The sequence below is a fragment of the Amycolatopsis lexingtonensis genome (assembly GCF_014873755.1).
Lineage (GTDB): Bacteria > Actinomycetota > Actinomycetes > Mycobacteriales > Pseudonocardiaceae > Amycolatopsis > Amycolatopsis lexingtonensis.
Genome location: NZ_JADBEG010000001.1, coordinates 3,466,182 through 3,486,555, shown reverse-complemented (window position 1 = coordinate 3,486,555; position 20,374 = coordinate 3,466,182). Strand labels below are relative to the sequence as shown.

Sequence of the window (20,374 nt, the reverse complement as noted above, 5' to 3'; positions counted from 1 at the left end):
CCTGTCAGCCTTTGAGCGGGCCGCCGTTGATGGCGACGCGGTGCCCGAAGCGGGTGTGCGGGTAGTAGTCGTAGACCGCGTGGTGCTGGACGCAGCGGTTGTCCCAGAACACCAGCGTGTTCGGCTCCCAGCGCACCCGGCAGGCCAGCATCGGCCGGTTCGGCACCACCGAGAACAGCAGGTCGAGCACCGCCTGGCTCTCGTCGGCCGACAGCTGCGGGATGCGCGAGGTGTAGGCCGGGTTGACGTACAGCAGCGGCCGGTCGGTCTCCGGGTGCCGCACCACCACCGGGTGCTCGCTGACCGGGGGCTCGTAGCCGTCCGGGATCTTGTGCCCGCGGAAGGCGTGCGCGCCGTCGTGGATCGCGGTCAGCCCGGTCAGCAGTTCTTTCAGCTTCGGCGACAGCATGTCGTAGGCGAGGTGCATGTTCGCGAAGAGCGTGTCGCCGCCGCTGCCCGGCTCGGGCATCCGCGTGATGTGCAGCATCGAGCCCAGCGACGGCTCGGCGTCGGCGGTGCCGTCGGCGTGCCAGCCGTTGCCGAACACGGTGGCCGCCTCCGGGGCGGTCGCGACCTCGAGGATGTACGGGTTGCCGTGCTCGGGCGGCGGGTTCACCGGGCGCAGCTCGCCGAAGCACGCGGCCAGGCGCTGGTGGTCGTCCGGCGTGATGTCCTGGTCGCGGAACACCAGCACGTGGTGGTCGAGGAACGCCGTCTTCAGCTCGGTGAGCTGCTCTTCGGTGAGCTCCCGGCTCAGGTCGAGGCCGGTGACCTCGGCGCCGATCACCGGGGTCAGGCCCCGCACCGCCAGTGTCCGGTAGTCGCGCGCCGGCCGCGTCGTGATCGCCTTGACGGCGTCGAGTTCGTACTGCTCCATGGGTTTCCTCTCCTCCTGTGGGTCTCACAGTCCGATGGCCGCGGCCACCGCGGTGACGTGCGGGGCGCGCACGATGCCGTAGTGGGTGGCGGGCAGTTCGTGCCAGTGGCTCGGCTCGGGCAGCAGGGCGCGCCAGCCCCCGCGGTCGGCCACCGGCAGCCCGGGTTCGGCTTCGGTGGCGAGCCAGACGTGGCTGGGGGTCGCGGTCAGGCGGGGAAGTTCGTGCCCGGCCATGCTGCGCAGGTTCGCGCGGCACGCGCTCGCCAGCCGCCGGGCGTGCTCGCCCGCCGTGCCACCGGAGGCGCCCAGCTCGCGCTCGAACACCGCGGCCAGCTGGGCGTCGCTGTAGTCCGCCGCGCTCGCGCCGGGCGGTGGCGGGTCGATCAGGTGCAGCGCCCGCACCGGTTGCCCGGCGGTCTCGGCCTCGGCGGCCATGCCCGCGACGACCCAGGCGCCGAACGACCACCCGGCCAGCCGCCAGGTGCGGCCGGGCAGTTTCGCCCGCAGGGCCGCGTGGTAGCGGCGGGCCCGGTCCGCGACGGACCACCCGGGTGGTTCCGGCCGGCCGAGCGCCGGGTCGGCGATCACGCACACGCCGAGTGCGGGGTCGAGGGCTTCGACGAGCGGGCGGTAGGCGTGGACGTCGCCGCCGACCGGGTGCACCAGGCACACCGCCTGGTGCCCAGTTCCTTCGCGCCAGATCTGCACGACCACTTCGCCGGTGTCGGCGGCTTCGGAAAGCTTGGCCAGCAACGCGGTCATCGTCACTTCCGGGCCGAGCCAGGCGAGGTCGAGGTCGACGCCGTAGAGGCGTTTCACCGCGTCGACGACGTCCAGCAGGGTCAGGGAGTCGGCGCCGAGGTCGTGGAGCGGCACGTCCGGGTCGAGTTCGGCGACGCCCAGCAGGGCGCGCACCTCCTCGGTCAGGTCCGCCCCCGCCGGTTTCGCCGCGGGCGTGGCGTCGCGTTCGTGGAACGCGCGGGCGGTGTCGAGGCCGGTCGTCGCGACCAGCAGCTGGGGCAGGCCCGACCCGAGAGCGCGGGCGAATGTGCGGCGGCCCTCCTCGTCGGTGAGGCCGACGGACAGGTGCGCCTGGTGGCGGGCGTCGGTTTCCAGTGCCGTGACGGCCATGCCGCTGTCGCGCCAGACGTCCCAGCCGAGGGAGAGCCGGGCGGTCGGGCCGTCGAGGTGGGCGAGCGCGTCGAGGAACCCGTTGGCGGCGGCGTAGTCCAGCTGGCCGGTCCCGCCGAACTGGGCCGACAGGGACGAGCAGTAGACGACGTAGGCGGGCCGGTCGCGTTCGACGAGCCGTTCGGTGAGGAGCGCGCCGGCGAGCTTGACCGACTGCGTGCCTGCGCCGCGGGTGGCGATCAGGCCGCCGTCCGGGTTCCCGGCCGCGTGCACGATCCCGGCGAGGGGAGCGATGATCTCGTCGGCGGTGACGGTGGTGAGGTCGGCGGCGAGGAGGTCGACGCGGTCCGCCCACGGTTTGAGGGCTTCGGGCAGGAAGGGGCGGCGCGCCAGCAGGATGACGCGGCCGGTGGTGCGGGTCAGCAGTTCCTCGGCGACGGCGGTGCCGATGCCGCCGGTGCCGCCGAGGATCAGGTGGGTGCCGTCGGTGGTGGCCGGTTCGCCGGGGCTGACCGGGGCGGTGTCCTGGACCCACCAGAACCCGTTCCGGAGCGCGACGCGTTCCGGCGGGGTCGGGCCGGTGAGCAGGTCGGCGAGCGGGTCCAGGTCCGGGCCGGGGAGGTCGACCCACTGGCCGGGGACGCCGCTTTCCTGCGGGCCGACCGCGGTCACCCCGGCCAGCAGCCCGGCTTCGGGCCGCGTGACGGCGGAGTTCGCGGGCACGGCACCGGCGGACACCCACCACGTCCGCACTGGACGGTCGTGGCCGGCGCGCAGCAGCGCGGCGGGCGTGTCGAGGCAGGCCCGGTTCGCCTGGGCGAGTGACTCTTCGGTGACCGGCCCGGTGATGGTGAGGGGCAGGGTGTGGAGCCAGTCGATCTCCGCCGGGGCCAGCGTGTCGAGGACTTGGCGGAGCTGGGTGGTGTCGGCGGGGTCGGCTTCGAAAGTGTCCGGGCCTAGACGGGCGAAGTGCCCGGCGGCGTGGACCCGGACGACGCGGGGGTAGGCGGCGTCGAGCGCGGGAGCGGTTAGCGGCCCCTCACCGGAGATGACGAGGACCCGGCCGGTGGGCCGGGCTTTCGCGGTCCGGCGCAGCCGGACCCAGACGGGCTGGTGCAGCCACTCGGCTTCGGGCCGCCGTGCGACCCCGGCGCGCCGCGGGAAGTCGAAGTCCCGGACGGCGAAGGCGGGCGGCGGGAAGTCCCACGGCGCCGGGGCCGAGGCGGAGCTTTCACGTGAAAGCTCCGCGGTGGGCCCCGCACTTTCACGTGAAAGTGCGAGGTCCGGTTCGGCGGTGCGCAGCCACGAGACCGCGGCGGCCGCGTCGTCGCAGACGGCGGCCAGGCGCCAACGCTCCTGCGGGCGGCCCGACTGCAGGTGCCGGAGAACGTCCACATAGGACGACGGGTGGGCGGACAGGTAGTCGGCCACCCGGGTCGCCTCGATCCGCAACGCTTCGGCGCTGCGGGCCGAGAGCACCAGGCACCGCACGGGCTCCGGACGCGGAACCGGCACCGGACGGACCGACTCCAGCACCACGTGCGCGTTCGTCCCGCCGATGCCGAAGCTGCTCACCCCGGCCACCCGCGGCCCCGCCGGCCACGGCTCGGCCCGCGTAGGCACCCGGAACGGACCCAGGTCGAGGGCCGGGTTGGGGGCCCGGAAGTCCACCGTCGGCGGGAGCACGCCGTGGTGGACGGCCAGGGTGGCGCGGATCAGGCCCACCACCCCGGCGGCCGCGCCCAGGTGGCCGAGCTGGCTCTTCACCGACGACAACGCGCACGCCGACGCTTCGGGCATCGCCTCGCGCAGGGCCGCGACCTCGATCGGGTCGCCGAGGCGCGTGCCCGTGCCGTGCGTTTCCACGTACCCGACGTCCGCGCCGGACCGTCCCGCCCGGCGCAGGGCCGCCCGGATCGCTTCCCGCTGCCCGGCCGGGGAAGGCGCGCTGTAACCCTGCTTCACCGCGCCGTCGTTGGTCAGCGCCGAGCCCGTGATCACCGAGTACACGGTGTCGCCGTCGCGTCGGGCCGCGCTGAGCGGCTTCAGCACGACCACGCCGACGCCGCTCGCGCCCACCGTGCCGTCCGCGTCGTCGCTGAACGGGCGGCAGTGCCCGTCCGCCGAGAAGATGTGCCCCGGCCGGTACCGGTAGCCCTCGGCCAGCGTCACGTCGACGAGCACCCCGCCCGCCAGCATCACGTCCGCCTCGCCGCCGCGCAGCATCCCGGCGGCCTGGTGGACGGCGACCAGCGAACTCGAGCACGCCGTCTGGGTCGTCAGCGCGGGACCGGTCAGGTCGAGGTGGTAGGCGACCTTCGTGGCCAGGAAGTCCTTTTCGTGGTGCAGGGCCAGCTGGAAGCCGTCCGGCAGCGCGGCCGGGTCGCCTTCGCGCAGCAGCTGCTGGAAGTACGTGTTCTCGCCGCAGCCCGCGACGAGCCCGACCCGGCCGGGTCCGGTCAGCCCCGCGTGGGCGAGGGCCTCGACGCAGGCCATCAGCAGCTGCCGCTGCTGCGGGTCCATCAGCGCCGCGTCGCGGTGACTGATCCCGAAGTGCTCCGGATCGAACGCCAGGGGCCGGTCCAGGAGACTGCGCGCCCCGACCAGGCCCTCGGCGGCCGGGAACTCCTCGATGCCCCGGCGCCCGGAGACGACCAGGTCCCAGAACGCGGCCAGATCCGGGGCGCCGGGCAGCCGCACCGCCATGCCGACGACGGCCACGGGTTCGTCGACCGGGGCTTGCGAAGACGTCGAGGCCGCGGCCGGGCCGTGGTCCAGGTGCCGCGTCAGGTCCCGGAGGGTGACGTGCTCGAAGAGGTCGGCCACGGTGAACCGGTAGCCCGCTTCCGCGCAGCGCAGGTGGAACCGCATCAGCGTGAGGCTGGTGGCGCCGGCGGCGAAGAACGGCTCGTCCGGGCCGATCGGCGTCCCGGTCACCTCCTCGAACAGCGTGGCCAGCTCGCCCGACGGAGCCACCGGCGTCCGGTGCAGGTCCGTGCCCGGCGTGCCGGCCGCGGCGTCGCGGTCGAGCTTCCCGCTGGGCGTGCGCGGCAGGGCGGCCACGACGCGGAAGCGGTCGACGCGCGCGTGCGGCGGCAGCAGCGGCACGAGGTGGTCCGCCAGCTCGGCCGCCGAAGGTGTTCGGCCGCACTCCAGGACCGCCGTCAGCCGCCCGTCTTCGGCCGTGACGACGGCGTTGACGACGTCGGCGTGCCGCAGCAGGGCCGCTTCCACCTGCCCGAGTTCGAGGCGGTGCCCGCTGAGCTTGACCTGCCGGTCGGCGCGGCCGTCGAAGTGCAGCAGCCCGGCGCGGTCGAAGTGCGCGAGGTCGCCGCTGCGGTAGTACAGCTCCGGCAGCTCGGCGAACTTGTCCTCGGCCGCGTCACCGAGGTAGCAGCGGTTCGCCGCGAGACCGCCGATGAGCAGCTCGCCGATCTGCCCTGGCGGCAGGGGAGCGCCCGACGCGCCGGCGACCCGCAGGACCGCGTTCGCCACCGGACGGCCGATGGCCGGGCGCTCGGGCCACGCCGCGGGATCGCCGTCGAGGGTCAGTGCGCTGACGACGTGGGTTTCGGTCGGGCCGTAGTGGTTGTGCAGGCGCGCGCCGGGCAGCCCGGCGAACCAGCGGCGGATCGACGGCGTGCACACCAGCTGCTCGCCGGCGGTGATCACGTCCCGCAGCCGCGAGGGGTACCGGCCGAGCCGGACGCCGTGCTCGGCGAGCAGCTGCAGGGCCACGTACGGCAGGAAGATCCGTTCGATCGACGCGGTTTCCAGCTGCGCGAGCAGCGCGGGGACGTCGTGGCGCCATTCCGGGCGGACCAGGTGCAGCCGTCCACCCCCGCAGAGGGTCGTGAAGATCTCCTGGAACGACACGTCGAACGACAGCATCGAGAACTGCTGCGTCGCCGCGGGCGGCAGGTCCTGCCACTGCACCAGGTTGGCCAGGGTGCGGTCCGGGACGCGCACGCCCTTGGGCGCGCCGGTCGAGCCCGAGGTGAACAGCGTGTAGAGCGGCCGTCCGGCGTGCTGTGCGGGGACGTCGGGCACCGGGCCGCCGGTCAGCGTGACGGTCCGCTGCTCGAAGCCGGTCTCGAAGGACTCGCCGGGCGCGAGCAGGACGCAGCTCGGTTCGACCCGGCCGAGCATGTCGCGCAGCAACGCGGGCGGGTACGCGGGATCCAGCGGGACGGCGGTGATGTTGAGCCGCGCGAGCGCGAGGAGCGCGACGACGTGCTCGGCCGACGGCCGGAAGTACAGGGCGATGTCGGTGGCGCCGGCGGGCAGGGTGGCGGCGAGCCGGGCCGCGTGCGCGTCCAGTTCGGCGTAGGTCAGCGTCGTGTCGCCGGTCAGTGCCGGGGCGTCCGGCGTCCGCGCGACCTGGCGCGCGAAGCCTTCCGCCACGGTTTCCCAGGTCAGTCCGGCTGCTTCGCCGCGGCCGTGGTCACGGTGGTCCGGCGTCCGGGCGTCGCCGCGCAAGGCGCGTTCGAAGACGTCGCCGAGGGCCGCCGCTTCGGCTTCGGTGAAGTGGCCTTCGCCGTACTCCCACAGGCAGTCGAAGCCGTCCGGTCGTTCCACGACCGAAAGCGTGAGCGCACACTTGGCCTCGCTCGCTTCGATCCACTGTGGACTGACCGAGCAGCCGGGGAACCGCAGCGCGCCGAAGTCGGTGTTCTCCAGGACGAACAGGTAGTCGAAGGCCGCGTACCCGGGGTCGAGGTCGGCGAACGCGACGTCCTGGCGGTCCAAGGCCGCACCGGACGCCTCGCCGAGTCGCCGGAGCTGGGTGTCCAGGTCCTCGTCCGGGTCCACGGAAAGCGGGACCCGCACGGTGTTGGCGAACATCCCGACACTGTCCTCGAACTCCCGCACCGGGCGGTTCGCCACCGGCGCGGCGATCCGCGGCCGGGTCCGCCCGGTGACGGCGTACAGGCTCCAGGCGAACAGGCCGAGGAGGAGCTGGAAGCGGGTCAGGCCCAGCTCGCCGGCCCACTCGTCGACGCGCGCACGGTCGATGCGCGTCGTGTGCAGCCGCCCGGCCAGGGAGGCTTCGCCGAGCGGCTCGGCGTCGTCGACGCGCTCGGTCAGCTGGGCGCGGTAGCCGGGGGAGGCGAACCAGCGGGACTGCCAGGCGGCGAAGTCGAGTGGCGTGTGCGCGTCCCGCGGCGAGTCGCCGGACAGCTCCCGGAACAGGATGTTGAGCGACCAGCCGTCGACCGCGATGTGGTGCAGGCACAGCAGGAACGTGCCGTCGGGACGCCAGGCCGCGCGCAGCAGTCGCCCCGAGGCGAGGTCGAAGGGCGCGGTGAAGAAGTCGTCGGAAGGCTCGGTCCACGGGTCGTACGGCGCCTTCACCACCTGCCGTAGGCCGTCGGAGGTCGCCTCGAACGCGGTGCGCAGCGCCGGATGCCGCTCCACGAGCGCCCGCACGTCCCGGCGCAGCGCGTCGACGTCGGGGGAACCGGTGATCCGGAACGCGAGCGGCACGTGGTAGGCCGTGGCCGCCGGATTCCGGTGCTGCAGCAGCCAAAGCCGCTGCTGCTCGCTGGTGGCCGGCGCCGTCGCCGCCGTCGTCGGCGGGCCCGGCTCCGGGTAGGCCGCCTGCCCCGCCGCCGAGACCGCCGCCGCGAGATCGGCGAAGGTACCGCGCTGCACGACCGACGGCGCGAGGTCCGCACCCCACCGTTCCCGCAGCGCGAACCGCAGCCGCAACGCCTTGAGCGAGTCGCCGCCGGACCGCAGCCACGTGTCGCCGGGACGAAGATCCGGGACGTCGAGAGTCTCGGTGACCACGGCGAGGACTGCACGCTCCCACGCGGTCGCCTCGCCGCCGGTGGCCGGCCGCCACGGCGAGAACCCGCCGGCCAGCAACGCGGTTTCGTCGACCTTCCCGTTCGCGTTCCGGGGCAGCTCGCCGACGCGGAACACGTGGTGCGGCCGCATGTAGGCGGGCACGGTCTCGGCCAGGTGTGCTTCGAACGCGTCGAAGGACAGGTCTCCCGCCACGACGAAGGCGAGCAGTTCGGCGGTGGCCGCGCGGCGCACGGCCACGTGGACCTGCCGGATCTCCGGGTGCGCGAGGAGCCGCTGCTCCAGTTCGCCCGGCTCGATCCGGAACCCGCGGACCTTGACCTGCCGGTCGGTCCGCCCGACGTAGGCGAACCGGCCGCCCGGCAGCACGCGGACCAGGTCGCCGGTGCGGTAGAACCGCGCGCGGCCCTCGTCCAGCCACGGCAGCCGGACGAACCTCCGCCCGGTCTCCGCGGGCAGGCCGCGGTAGCCGAGCGCGACCCCGGCCCCCGAGATGTAGAGCTCGGCGACCTCGCCTTCGGTGGCCACGCGCTCGTCGGGCGTCACCGCGACCGCGCCGGTGCCCGGCAGCGGGCGGCCGATCGGCACGACGTCGCCGTCGAAGCCGCGCGGGATGGTGTAGCTGAGCGCGAACGTCGCCGTCTCGGTCGGGCCGTAGCCGTTCTGCAGCCGCGTCGGCGATTCCGGGTTGGCCCGGTACCAGCGGCGGATCAGCGGGGCGTTGAGCTGCTCGCCGCCGATGACGACCCGGCGGACGGTGGCGAAGCTGCCCGGCACGGTCTCGGCGACGGCGTTGAACAGCGTCGCGGTGACGAACATCGTGTCGATGCGTTCCCGGACCAGTGCGTCGGCGAACGCCTGCGGGTCGCGGACGGTGTCGTCGTCGAGGATCACGCACGTACCGCCGGTCAGCAGCGGCACCCACACCTCGAAGCTGATCGCGTCGAACGCCGGGTTGGCCAGGCAGGCGAAGCGCGTGCCGTGGTCCAGCCAGCCCGGTTCGGCCAGCCGCAGGATTCCCGCGTCGCGCACCTCGGCGCCCTTGGGCCGCCCGGTCGTGCCCGAGGTGTAGAAGAGGAACGACGCCGGCGCGGGTTCGGGGGGCACCCCGGCCTCGGCCGGCGTCAAGCCGGGCAGCTCGTCGCAGACGACGACCGCGCCCGCGTCGGCGAGGATGACGTCGCGGCGCGCGGGCGGGCTTTGCCGGTCCAGCGGCACGACCTGGGCGCCCAGGCGCAGCACGCCCAGCATCGCGAGGACGAGTTCCGCCGAACGCGGGAGGCCGACGGCGACCGCGTCACCCGGCCCGACTCCCTTGCGCGCCAACCACTCCGCGACCGCCGCGGCACCGGAGTTCAGCTCGGCGTAGGTGAGCTGGCGGTCGCCGTCCGACACGGCGAGGGCGTCCGGATGCCGCAGCGCGCGGTCGTGGACGCGGCGCGCGATCGAGGTCATCGCGCCGCCAGCTCGGCCGTGATGACCTTGGCGACCAGTGGCAGGGCGTCGCTCTCCAGCATGTCCCAGTGCCCGCAGTCCGCGGGGACCACCTCGAACTCGCCGCGGGCGCGGCGGCGCCAGAACTCCGCGGTGCCGGGGGTGGTGTCCTCGCCGACCGCCTGCACGAACACCACCCGCGCCGTCGTCTCACCGGGGTCGTGCTCGCGCGCGGTCAGCCGGTTGTGGTTGTACGTGCGGTGGTAGCGCTCGATCTGCGCGTCCTCGATCCCGGGGTACATCCCGTTGAACCGCACCAGTTTTTCGCGGAACTCGGCCGCCGGGACCGGCGCGATCGCCGCCCGCGCGGCCGGGTCGTCGGTGGCGGTGGTGTCGAGCAGGACGACGCTGACGCGAGGGTGCCACTCGGCCAGCCGTCGTCCCATTTCGTAGGCGACCAGACCGCCGTAGGAAAGTCCACAAAGGACGAGTGCCTCGTCCGGCCGCGGTTCGACGAGCCGCAGGTACTCCTCGGCCATCGCCTCGACGCTCGGCAGCGGCTCTTCGCCGGGGTCGAGGCCGGGGGACTGGATGCCGGCGACGCCGGTCTCTGCGGGCAGCAGGGCGCTGAGCGGCAGGTAGCAGAACGCGGTCCCGCCCGCCGGGTGCACGCAGACGACGCGGGTCCCGCCGGTGCCGCGGCGGAACTCGATCAGGCTGCCCCCGTCCGCCGGGTGGTCCGCGCGCAGCAGCGCGGCCTGCGCCTCGATCGTCGGGTGCAGGATGACGTCCCGGATCGGCAGCTCGCGGCCGAACTCCGCGCCGATGGCGTGGGCCAGCTTGATCGCCGAGATCGACGTGCCGCCGACGTCGAAGAAGTCGTCCGAGACGCCGATCCCGGGGTGCAGCAACAGGTCCTGCCAGAGCCGCAGCAGAGCCAGCTCGACCCGGTCGCGCGGGGCGGCGGTGTTGACCGGGTCGTGCGACGCGCTCGCCCGGGCGTGCGCCAGCACGGCGTCGCGGTCGAGCTTGCCGCTGCGGCTCACCGGCAAGCGGTCGAACTCGGCGAACACGGACGGGATCATGTAGTCCGGCAGCCGGTCGGCCAGCGCGGCCCGCCACTCGTGCGGGGTCCGGCCGGCACCGCCCGCGACACCGGCGACGAGCCGGGGCTCGCCTTCGCGGTCCACCAGCACCGCGGCCTCCCGGACGCCGGGGACGGCCAGGAGCGCGGCTGTCACCTCGCCGGGCTCGATGCGGAAGCCGCGCAGCTTGATCTGGTCGTCGCGGCGGCCGGCGTACTCGGCCTCGCCGCTAGGCAGCCACCGGGCCAGGTCCCCGGTGCGGTACATGCGCTCACCCGGGACGAACGGGTCCGCCACGAACCGCTTGGCGGTCAGGCCCGGCCGGTGCAGGTAGCCGCGGGCCAGGCAGTCGCCGGCCAGGAAGACCTCGCCGGCCACCCCCGGCGGCACCGGGCGCAACCGCTCGTCCAGCAGGTACAGCCGCGAGCCGGGGAGTGGCCGCCCGATCGGGGCGGGCCGGTCCACCGGCCGCGGGTCGAAGTGCGCGGTGGCGTAGAGCGTGGCTTCGGTCGGCCCGTAGCCGAAGCAGATCCTCAGGCCGGGCAGCGCCGCGGCGAACCGGGCCAGCGCGGCCTCCGGAAGCGGCTCGACGCCGGTGAGGACCTGCCGCAGGGCGAGCCCGTGCACGCGCGCTGGATCCTCGTCGATCCAGCGGACGTAGGAGGGCGGCAGGAACGCTTGCACGATGTGGTGGTCCCGCAGCCACGCCATCAGCGCGGCCGGGTCGGGCCGGACGTCCTCGGGCACGACGTGCAGCACCGCGCCGGTGGTCAGCGGGAGCAGCAGCTCGTGCACCGAGGCGTCGAAACCGATGCTCGACCACGCCGACGTCGCTTCACCGGGGGTCGCGCCGAAGCGGTCGAGCCACTGGTCGAACAGGGCCAGGACGCTGTGGTGGGTCACGGCGACGCCCTTGGGGCGCCCGGTCGACCCGGAGGTGTAGATGACGTAGGCGGTTTCGCCGAGGTCGGTGGTGACCGGTCTGCGCGTCTCGTCGCCTTCGGCTTCGAGCGCGGTGACGTCGTCGCCGAGGATCAGCACCGGGCGCGCGTCCTCGATCATCGCCGCTTGCCGGGCGGGGGGCTGGGCCGGGTCGAGGGGGAGGTAGGCGGCGCCGGTCTTCAGCACGCCGAGGACCGCGACGACCAGCTCGGCCGACCGTCCACTGCGGACGGCGACGACCTGGCCCGGCCGGGCCCCGCGCCGCCGCAGGGCGTTCGCCAGCCTCGTGGCGCGGCGGTCCAGTTCGCCGTAGGTGAAGGTCCGCTCGTCGCAGACGAGCGCGGGGGCGTCCGGGGTGGCGTCGGCGTGGGCGGTGAACCGGTCGACCAGCCCGCCCGGGCGACGGCGCGGCCGCGGACCAGTGCTCCAGGAGTCGAGGATCTCGCGGCGCTCGGCGGCGTCCAGCAGCTCGTAGCTCGTGATGTCCGCTTCGGGACGGGTGGCCAGCTGATCCAGCAGCCGGACGAGGTACCGACCGTACCGCTCGGCGGTGTCCCGGTCGAAGAGCGCGACGGCGTAGTCGAGGTGCCCGAGGACGTCGCCGTCTTCGTCCGCGAGGTTGAGCGCGAGGTCGAACTTCGCGGGCGCGAACTCGATCTCCAGGGGTTCGACGGCCACGCCCGGCAGCGCCAGGAGGTCGTGCTGCGTCGGCACCCAGGCGAACATCGTCTGGAACAACGGCGTGTGCGCCGGACTGCGCGGGGGGTTGACCAGCTCGACGACCCGTTCGAACGGCAGCTCGGCGTGGTCGATCGCGCCCCGCAGCGCCGCCCGGACCTCCTTGAGCAGCACGGCACCGGTGCGGGCGCCGGTCAGCTCGGCCCGCACGGCCAGGGTGTTGACGAAGAAGCCGATCGTGTCGGGGTGTTCGCCGCCGGCGCCGCGGTTGGCGGTGGGGACGCCGACAACGATGTCAGACTGCGCGGAAAGCCGGGACAACAAGATGAACCAGCAGGTCAGGATGGTGGAGTAGAGCGTGACGCCGTGTTCGCGCGCCACCGCCTTCAGCCGGGCGGTGAGGTCCGGGCCGAGGCGGATCGGCACCCGCGCGCCGGTGAAGTCCTGGCGGACCGGGCGCGGCCGGTCGGCGGGCAGCTCCAGCACCGGCGACACGCCGTCGAGCCGGTCCCGCCAGTACGCCTCGTGCGGCGCCGGGCCTTCGCCGGCCAGCCAGTCCTGCTGCGCTTCGGCGTGTTCGCGGTAGGGGCGCGCGGGCGGGAGGTCCTCTACGCCGCTCAGCTGAGCGGCGTAGAGGACGCCCAGCTCGCGCAGCAGGAGGGTGCGGGACCAGCCGTCGAAGACGACGTGGTGGACGGTGATCAGCAGGACGTGATGCTCGTCGCCGTCGGCGAGCAGCCGGGCCCGGGCCAGCGGAGCCCGCGCCAGGTCGAACGGCTCGAGCGGGTCGCTCCGCCGCAGCTCGGCCGCTTCGCCGGGCCGCCCGGCGACGTCGGTGACGGGGCAGGGAAGCCCGTGACCGGCGGGTTCGACGATTTGTACGGGCCTGCCGTCTTCGACCACGATCCGGGTGCGCAGGGCTTCGTGCCGGTCGGCGAGAGCGTCGAACGCCCGTTGCAGCGCTTCCCGGTCCAAGGGACCACGCAGGGCGAAGGCCATGGTCTCGTTGTAGGCGGGGCCGGCCCCGTCCAGCTGGGAAACGGTCCAAAGGCGCTGTTGACCGGACGACAGCGGTGCGGACACTCGCATCGAGGACGGCCTTTCCAGGCGGGGCGGGCGAACTGGTACTGCGTTGTGCCGTCGCGGCCGAGGTCGGGGAAACGCTCTCTGTCTGTCCGGGCAGTTAACACCACACAGTCGGGTGATGACGAGAGGTGATCGAAGTTTGCCCGTAAATCCCTTCGGATGGTGCCCGGTACGGGCTTGCGCATCACTCGTCCGCCGCTGTGCCGTCGCCTCTCCGGACAATTGCGACGAACCCGCGGTCGGCGTCGAGGCGGAGGCGGTCGCCGGTGCGGATGACCTCGACCGGGTCGCGGTCGAGGTCGCTGAGCGCGGGCACCCGCGTCACCACCGCGCCGAGCGCCACCTTCGTCGTCACGACCGTGAAGACCATGCCCAGCGGCGCGGTGCCCAGCAGGCGGGTCGACTGGAAGAACCCCGACCAGCCCGACGATCCCTTCGCGCCGGGGAAGACGAGGATCTTGCCGGTGAAGCACACGCCGTGCAGCTCGTGACGGCGTTCGATGATCGTCCCGGTGGCCGGGTCGATGCCGCCCCAGCCCGAGATCGTCTCGTGCGACACCAGCGCCTCACCCTCGACGACGCCGGGGACGATCGTCCGCCCGCGCAGGACCGTCATCGCAGGTCACCGCGCCAGCGGCCGGTGACCGCGGCGTCCACGCAGTCCTCCAGCGAGCCGAACCACGCCTCGATCCCGAGGATCGCGGGCAGGTAGTGCGCCTGTTTTGCCGAGTCGGTGGCGAACACGCGGGTGCCCGGCGGCGCGACGCGGGACATCGCCGGGCACGAGTCGGCGAGCAGCCGCCCGCCCGCGGCCTCGATCACGGCCGTGTAGCCGCTGCGGTCCGCGACCGCCTTGAGGGCCCGGGGCGCCATGATCCACAGCTGCGTTCCCGAGTGCAGCCGCTTGCCGTCGAGGGCGCGGGCGGCGGCGCGGATCTGGTCGATCGACGCGTGCGGGCAGCCCAGCAGCACGAAGTCGACGTCGGTCGAGCGGCCCTGGTCGTTCAGCGTCTCGTAGACCGCGCGCCGCTCCCGGAGTCCATAGTGGACTGCGGAAGGCGGGCGGCCGCGGAAGGCCGCTTCGACCGTCGGTGCCTCGGGTGTGGTCCCCGGCAGGTGGTACAGCTCGACCCCGCCGGAAGACGCCGCGGCCGCGCCGAAGTGCTTGAGGTCGACGAGATCGGGGCGCGAGTACGCGCCGGTGACCACCGGTCGCTCGTCCTGGACCAGCCCGCCCGCGAAGTAGCCGAGCATGCCCCAGTCCATGAAGTCGCGGACGCCCGCGTCGACTTCGACGAGGTGCGTGCCGAACCGGTTCTCCGGCAGGTGGTTGCCCCAGCACGGGATCTTCCCGGTCAGCGACGCCGCGCCGGTCGACGTCCCGCCTTCGCAGTTGGTCCGGGCGCCGAGCACGGAGTTGGCGTACACGACCGCGGACGACTCCATCCACGCGCAGTGCTCGCCGCGGACCGGCAGGTTGCCGACCTGGTACGGCGTGCAGGTGGCGAGGATGTTCACCCCGCGCCGGCCGTAGAACGCTTCGGCGTCGCTCTGCAGCTCGACGAACTCCTTCGGGTACGGCACCACGCCGACCGAATCCGGGCCGAAACCCTGTTGCAGCTGGCAGGTCGGCACCCGCATGTCGGGGATGTCGACGACGTCGTCGCAGTCGAGGTTGAGCACCGCGAACGCCTTGTTCCAGCCGCCTTCGGCCACCAGCTTCGCCTTCACCGGGGACGGCTGGGTGCTCGTCCCGGCGACGTTGCGGGTGTCGCACAGGTGTTCCGCGCCCAGCGCCTCGCCGTAGCGGATGAGCAGGTCCATGGCCGCCGCCACGGCCGGCCCGTCGGCGCCGTCGCGCATCGCCTTCTCGTCGTCGGTGAGGATCACCGCGCGACCTCCTGCTGAGCGACCGCCGGGACCGGGTCGGCGACGCCGTTGGTCTCCGGACCCCGGCGCACGGCCACGAACATCAGCAGGCCGCCGAAGACGATCAGCGCGATCGGGGTGAACTCGTAGGGCATGATCGAGCTGAGTCCCAGCAGCCAGAACGTGTAGAGCCCGGGCAGGATCAGGCCGAACATGTAGCCGATGCCGTACCCGCTCGCCCGCACGGACGCCGGGAACCGCTCGTTGAGGTACACCAGGATGACGCCGAGCGGCGCGGACGGCAGGACCTTCGCCACCACGGCGATCAGCCCGATCAGCCACGCGGGCGCCCCGGCCCGGCCGGCCACCGCGAGCACCGCGAACGCGCCGCTCACGACGAACGTGAGCACCAGCGCCCAGCGCATCAGCAGCGCGCGCCGCCCGATCCGCTGGCCGACCGCGGCGAGCACCAGGATCAGCACCATAGTGACGACCGAGCTGATGATCTCCACTGTGGACGACAGCCGCGGGCTCTGGTCCAGTACCTGCACCAGCAGGGTCGGCAAGAACGACACCGACATCTGGGTGGCGAACCAGTACCCGCAGGTGAACAGGAAGACGCTGAAGAACAGCGCGCGGTGCGTGGTGAACAGCTCCGCCACCGGCTGCCGTCCGGTCCGGCGCTGCCGGAACACCGAGTCGTCCTCCTTCACGCCGCGGTAGTGCCAAAGGTAGACCAGTCCGAGCACGAACCCGAGGAAGAACGGGATCCGCCAGCCCCAGGCCAGGAAACCGCTGTGCGGCAGCACATCGAGCAAGCCGAGCAGGAGCAGGTTGATCACCAGGAACGACCCGGGCGCGCCGACGCCGATGAGCCCGCCGACCCGGCCGCGCCGCGCGGGCTTGGCCTGTTCCAGTGCCAGGGGCATCGGGGCGGCGTAGCCGCCGGCGAGGAAGATCCCGCCGATCAGCCGCAGCACGGCGAACACGGCGATCGCGCCGTAGTTCCACGTCGCGAAGCCGGGCAGCAGGCCGATCAGCAGGGTGACGATCGTGAAGCCCCAGCCGCTGATCATGGTGACGGGCTTGCGCCCGATCCGGTCGGACAGGTTGCCGAAGATGACGCTGCCGATCGGCCGCGCGAGCAGCCCGACCGTGAACAGCAATGTCGTGAACGTCGCGCGGATCGCCGGCGACAGGTTCGCGGGCATGAAGTACGCCATGGCGGCCGGCAGCACGAGCGCCGGGAGGTACACGTCGAAGCTGTCGACGAACATCGAGAACGCGCCACCGCGCGCGGAACGCCGTTCGTCGGCTTCGGTGATGACGGTGGACGGGGTGACTTCGGGCGGCGTCATTGCGGCCTCCTGGTCGTGGGGGAGCGAAGCGGAGCTTTCACGTGAAAGCTCCGCCTCCGCGCTAGGGACGGAGCACGGCGCCGTGGCCGAGGGGGCGCACGGTGCGGCGGTAGACCGACAGCCAGCCGGTTTCGTGGTGGTCTTCGGCGGGCACCGGCTGCCGCGCGCCGAGTTCGGCCGGGTCGACGCGCAGGTCGCACACCCGCCCGGGCAGGTCGATGTGGACGGTGTCGCCGTCGCGGACGAGGGACAGGGGACCGCCGTCGGCCGCTTCGGGCCGGACTTCACCGACGACGATGCCGCGGTTGACGAGCCCGGACAGCTGGCCGTCGGTGACCACCGCGACCTGACCGGTGAGCCCGGCGCGGTCGAGGGCGAAGACGATCTGCGACGCCATCCCCATGCCGGGCCGTCCGCGCGGCCCGAGCCCGCGGACCACCACGACGTCGCCCGCGGTGATCTTTTCGGCGGCCAGGGCGGCGACCGCGGCTTCCTGGCTTTCGAAGCAGCGGGCCGGGCCGGTGAACGCGGCCGGGCGCTCGTCGCCGACGGCGAGCTTGACGATGCCGCCGTCCGGGGTCAGCGACCCGCGCAGGACCACGATCAGCGGCTCGGCGGCGAACGGCCGGTCGGCCGGGCGGATGACTTCGGGGTCCGCGACTTCGGTCGAGGACAGGTTGTCGCCCACGGTGGTGCCGCTGACGGTCATCGGTGCCGGGTCGATCCGGTCGCCAAGCTGTTTCATGACCGCGCGGGCGCCGCCCGCGGCCTCGAACTGCTCGATGAGGTGCGGCCCGTTCGGCCGGACCGCCGACACCACCGGGGTGTCCCGGCCGAGCTCGGCGTAGCGGCCGAGGACGTCGACGTCCACATCGGACTCTTCGGCCACGGCTTGGAGGTGCTTCACGGTGTTGATCGACGCGCCCACCGCCAGTGCGACGCGGACGGCGTTGCCGAACGCGGCCGCCGTCATGATCCGGCGCGGGCGCAAGTCCTCTTCCACCATCCGCACGATGCGCGCCGCGGCGGCGTCGGCCGCGGCCCACATCGACGGCGAGTTCGCCGCGACGGGCGTGGTGCCGGGCAGGGCCATGCCGAGTGCTTCGGCGACGACGTGCATCGAGTTGGCGGTGCCCATGCCCGGGCAGACGCCGGGGCCGCCGACGGCCCTCTCGCTCATCTCGGCGAGTTCGTCCACAGTGGACGTGCCGCAGGCGTGGAGGAAGACGTCCTCGATGTCGCAGTGGCCGCCGCGGAAACAGCCGCTGGGCTGGTAGCCGCAGGCGACGAGCAAGGTCGGGATGTCGAGCCGCCCGGCGGCCATCAGCTGGGCCGGTGCGGTCTTGTCGCAGCTGGCCAGGCACACCATCCCGTCCAGCTGCGCGCCCTCCACGCCGACCTCGATGTCGTTCACGATCAGGTCGCGCGCCGAAAGGATGTACCCGCCGCCGTGCCCGGCCGAGTGGATGAAGTCGCTCGGCGCGGTCGTGCGCACCTCGAACGCCAGCCCGCCCGCGGCGGCGATTCCCTGCTTGATCCTGGCCGCGATCGGGTCGAGGTGGCTGAAGCAGATCGCGAGGTCCGAGGAGGAGTTGACGACGGCGATCTTCGGCTTGGCCAGGTCCTCGTCGGTGAGCCCGAGTGCCCGCCACTGGGCGCGCCGGGTGGCCCAGCGGACCGAGCCGGGCGGGAAGTCGCTGCGGACCATGACTTTCCTCCGTTCAGGACTCGAGGTTGCGGGCCAGGCGGGTGGCGAGCTCGCCGTGGTCGACGTCGTGCACGCTGTCCTTTCCGGACAGGTCCAGCGCATGCGCGGCGGCCATGCCCATCGCCCCGCACGGGCCCATCACGCGCACGCTCGACAGCGCGGCCGCGTCGCCGTCGATGCACCGGCCGGCGACCAGGACGTTGTGGACGTCCGGGGGCGTCATCGACCGCAGCGGGACGTAGTGCACGTGGCCGGGCCCGAACGTCTCCCACACGTAGCCTTCGGGGCTGTCGTGCAGTTCCACCGGCCAGGCGGTCCGCGCGACGGCGTCGGGGAAGCGGGTTCCGGCGCGCACCTCGTCGATGGTCAGCTGGTGGACCCCTTGCGCCCAGCGGGTTTGCCGCCGCCCGGGCAGCCCGTAGGCCCGGACACGGATGCCCCCGAACGCCTCGGGGAACTCGGTCCTCAGGAAGGTCACCACGCGGTCGGCCTGGGCCTTCCCTGCGAGCTGGGCTCGGGCCGCGGCGATCGGTTCGAGCGGGGCCTCGATGTGCGTCATGTTGAGCACTGCGGTGCCCCGGCCGGGGAAGTGGAAGGCGAGGCCGTCGTGCCGGCGCAGGCCGTACTCGGCGGCTTTCGCGCCGACGCGTTCGGCCAGCTCGTCGGGCTCGGGGGCGGCGTCCTCGGCGACGTGCTCGACGACGAGCTGCTGCGAGCCGTAGATCTCGCGCTCGGGCAGGCGGCACGGCAAACCCGCTTCCCAGATCAGGGAAGCGTCCCCGCTCGCGTCGACGAACCCGGTGGCGTCGACGTCCACGCCGCCGTAGCGGGTGGCGAAGGTGACGGACTCGATGCGGTCACCGCTGCGCACGACGCCGGTGATCACCGCGCCGGTGATCACCCGGATGCCGTGCTCCCGCACGGTGTCTTCGACCCACCGGCCGAGCGCCACTTCGTCGTAGCCGACGGTGAGCGTGTGCCGCCACTGCCGGAACAGGTCGCCGGTGGCGTCGAGGTCGCGGAAGATGTCGTCGAAGATCCCGTGCGTCAGCTGGTGGTAGTCCGGGGCGTTGCCGAAGACCCCGCAGAACAAGCCGATCAGGGAGTTGACCATCTGGCCGCCGAGCACCGGCAGCGCGTCGACGAGCACGACGTCGCGGCCGAGCCGGGCGGACTCGATGGCCGCGGACAGCCCGGCGATGCCGGCGCCGACGACGCAGACGTCGGCGGAGACCTGGTGGGCGCTCGCCCCGGCGGGCTTGCGGACGGTGTGGACCTTCAGCTCGGTGAGGGGGTGCGGCATGGCTCACACGCTAGGTCGCGCTCCCGGGCCCCCGGAAATAGAGAATCGCGCTGCGGAAGTATCAGTGTGGGTTATACCTCGCGCGCGAGGTCGGTGAGCACGGTCCGGAGCCAGCGGTGGGCCGGGTCGCCGTCGTAGCCGGCGTGCCACCAGAACCGTTCGACGATCGGTTCCGGATCACCGGGACACGGCAGGATCCGCAGGCCGAGCCGGTCGGCGACGCGCGTCGCAAGGCGTTCCTGCAGCAGCGCGACGCGATCGGTGCCCGCGACGAAGTGGGGCACGGCCTGGTAGCTCTCGACGCGGACCCGGATGCGCGGCTGGATGCCGAAGAGCGCGAGCTGCCGGCCCATCGGCGCGGCGGGCGGGAACCCGCGGTCCGGCTGGAACGGCGCGACCCACGGCAGCGCGGCGAGCTGCTCGAGGCTCAGCTCATCGCCGCGCACCGACGGGTTCGCCGCGTCGACGACGCAGACCCAGCGGTCGGTGAACAACGCGACCGACCGCACGTCGGGCAGCTCGAACCGGCTCACCGGAGGCGCGACCATCCCGTCGATCAGCCGGATCGTGTCGGTGATGTCGCTGGCGAACGCCTCCCGGACCAGCCGGACGTGCAGCTGGACGTCCGGCGCCCGCTCGGCGAGCAGCGCGGACAGCCGCGACCCCAGCACCTCGATCGTGTAGTCCGCCATGACCAGCGTGAACTCGCGGGCGGACGCGCCGGGATCGAAGTCGTGACCGGTGCCGAAGAGCCGTTCCGCGCCGGTGCACACGGCCTCGACCTGGTCGGCCAGCTGCGTGGCCAGCGCGGAAAGTACGTAGCCGTTCCCGGTCCGCACGAGCAGCTCGTCGCCGAAGTGCCGCCGCAGCCGGGCGAGGGCGGCACTGGCCGCGGGCTGCGAGACCCCGAGCCGGGCCGCCGCGCGGGTGACGTTCCGCTCGCCGAGGAGCTCGCGCAGTACGACCAGCAGGTTGAGATCCAGGTTCGCCAGGTGAACGGCGGATTGCCTCGCCACGCGGGGACTATAAATCAGGCTGACACCCAGCGCAGCGCACTCCGGCCGCCTGGCCGTGGAGTGTCCGGTGAAGGTG

The 20,374-nt window shown here is 73.2% G+C and carries 9 protein-coding genes; all 9 read right to left on the bottom strand.

The annotated features are described in order from the left end of the window. Positions 1-4: 4 nt before the first annotated feature. The 9 genes from H4696_RS15760 to H4696_RS15720 all read right to left on the bottom strand — a co-directional run bounded on the left by H4696_RS15760 (position 5) and on the right by H4696_RS15720 (position 20,298). The gene (locus H4696_RS15760) at positions 5-877 is read right to left on the bottom strand and encodes a TauD/TfdA dioxygenase family protein (protein WP_086858034.1); all 873 of its coding nucleotides are present in this window, start codon (positions 875-877) and stop codon (positions 5-7) included. A 24-nt stretch (positions 878-901) separates the two neighbouring features. Next, entirely contained in the window at positions 902-9,274 is an 8,373-nt protein-coding gene (locus tag H4696_RS15755; protein ID WP_192782334.1) for an AMP-binding protein, read from the bottom strand. Further along, on the bottom strand, positions 9,271-13,047 hold the full coding sequence (locus tag H4696_RS15750) for a non-ribosomal peptide synthetase (RefSeq protein WP_225955699.1): 3,777 nt from the start codon (positions 13,045-13,047) through the stop codon (positions 9,271-9,273). Before H4696_RS15750 ends, H4696_RS15755 begins: the two co-directional genes overlap by 4 nt. A 181-nt stretch (positions 13,048-13,228) precedes the next feature. Then, the gene (locus H4696_RS15745; RefSeq protein ID WP_086858031.1) at positions 13,229-13,660 is read right to left on the bottom strand and encodes an aconitase X swivel domain-containing protein; all 432 of its coding nucleotides are present in this window, start codon (positions 13,658-13,660) and stop codon (positions 13,229-13,231) included. After that, a complete protein-coding gene (locus H4696_RS15740; RefSeq protein ID WP_086858030.1) occupies positions 13,657-14,934 on the bottom strand; it encodes an aconitase X in 1,278 nt (425 codons plus the stop codon). Before H4696_RS15740 ends, H4696_RS15745 begins: the two co-directional genes overlap by 4 nt. Beyond that, positions 14,931-16,271 (bottom strand): MFS transporter, encoded by a 1,341-nt coding sequence (locus H4696_RS15735; RefSeq protein ID WP_086858029.1) that lies wholly within the window; start codon positions 16,269-16,271, stop codon positions 14,931-14,933. The genes H4696_RS15740 and H4696_RS15735 overlap by 4 nt, the downstream gene beginning before the upstream one ends. Before the next feature lie 61 nt (positions 16,272-16,332). Further along, a complete protein-coding gene (gene ilvD, locus H4696_RS15730) occupies positions 16,333-17,979 on the bottom strand; it encodes a dihydroxy-acid dehydratase (protein ID WP_192782333.1) in 1,647 nt (548 codons plus the stop codon). 13 nt (positions 17,980-17,992) lie between these two features. Further along, positions 17,993-19,282 (bottom strand): FAD-dependent oxidoreductase, encoded by a 1,290-nt coding sequence (locus tag H4696_RS15725; RefSeq protein WP_086862144.1) that lies wholly within the window; start codon positions 19,280-19,282, stop codon positions 17,993-17,995. Between the two features lie 71 nt (positions 19,283-19,353). Next, positions 19,354-20,298 carry a LysR family transcriptional regulator gene (locus tag H4696_RS15720; RefSeq protein WP_086862145.1) on the bottom strand — a complete coding sequence of 315 codons (945 nt, stop codon included), beginning with the start codon at positions 20,296-20,298 and terminating at the stop codon, positions 19,354-19,356. Positions 20,299-20,374: the final 76 nt, after the last annotated feature.

What these genes read in the sequence shown, in the direction of transcription:
- ilvD (WP_192782333.1), bottom strand. Translation starts at nt 17,979, where the DNA reads ATGGTCCGCAGCGACTTCCCGCCCGGCTCGGTCCGCTGGGCCACCCGG.
- H4696_RS15750 (WP_225955699.1), bottom strand. Translation starts at nt 13,047, where the DNA reads ATGCGAGTGTCCGCACCGCTGTCGTCCGGTCAACAGCGCCTTTGGACC.
- H4696_RS15760 (WP_086858034.1), bottom strand. Translation starts at nt 877, where the DNA reads ATGGAGCAGTACGAACTCGACGCCGTCAAGGCGATCACGACGCGGCCG.
- H4696_RS15735 (WP_086858029.1), bottom strand. Translation starts at nt 16,271, where the DNA reads ATGACGCCGCCCGAAGTCACCCCGTCCACCGTCATCACCGAAGCCGAC.
- H4696_RS15745 (WP_086858031.1), bottom strand. Translation starts at nt 13,660, where the DNA reads ATGACGGTCCTGCGCGGGCGGACGATCGTCCCCGGCGTCGTCGAGGGT.
- H4696_RS15755 (WP_192782334.1), bottom strand. Translation starts at nt 9,274, where the DNA reads ATGACCTCGATCGCGCGCCGCGTCCACGACCGCGCGCTGCGGCATCCG.
- H4696_RS15725 (WP_086862144.1), bottom strand. Translation starts at nt 19,282, where the DNA reads ATGCCGCACCCCCTCACCGAGCTGAAGGTCCACACCGTCCGCAAGCCC.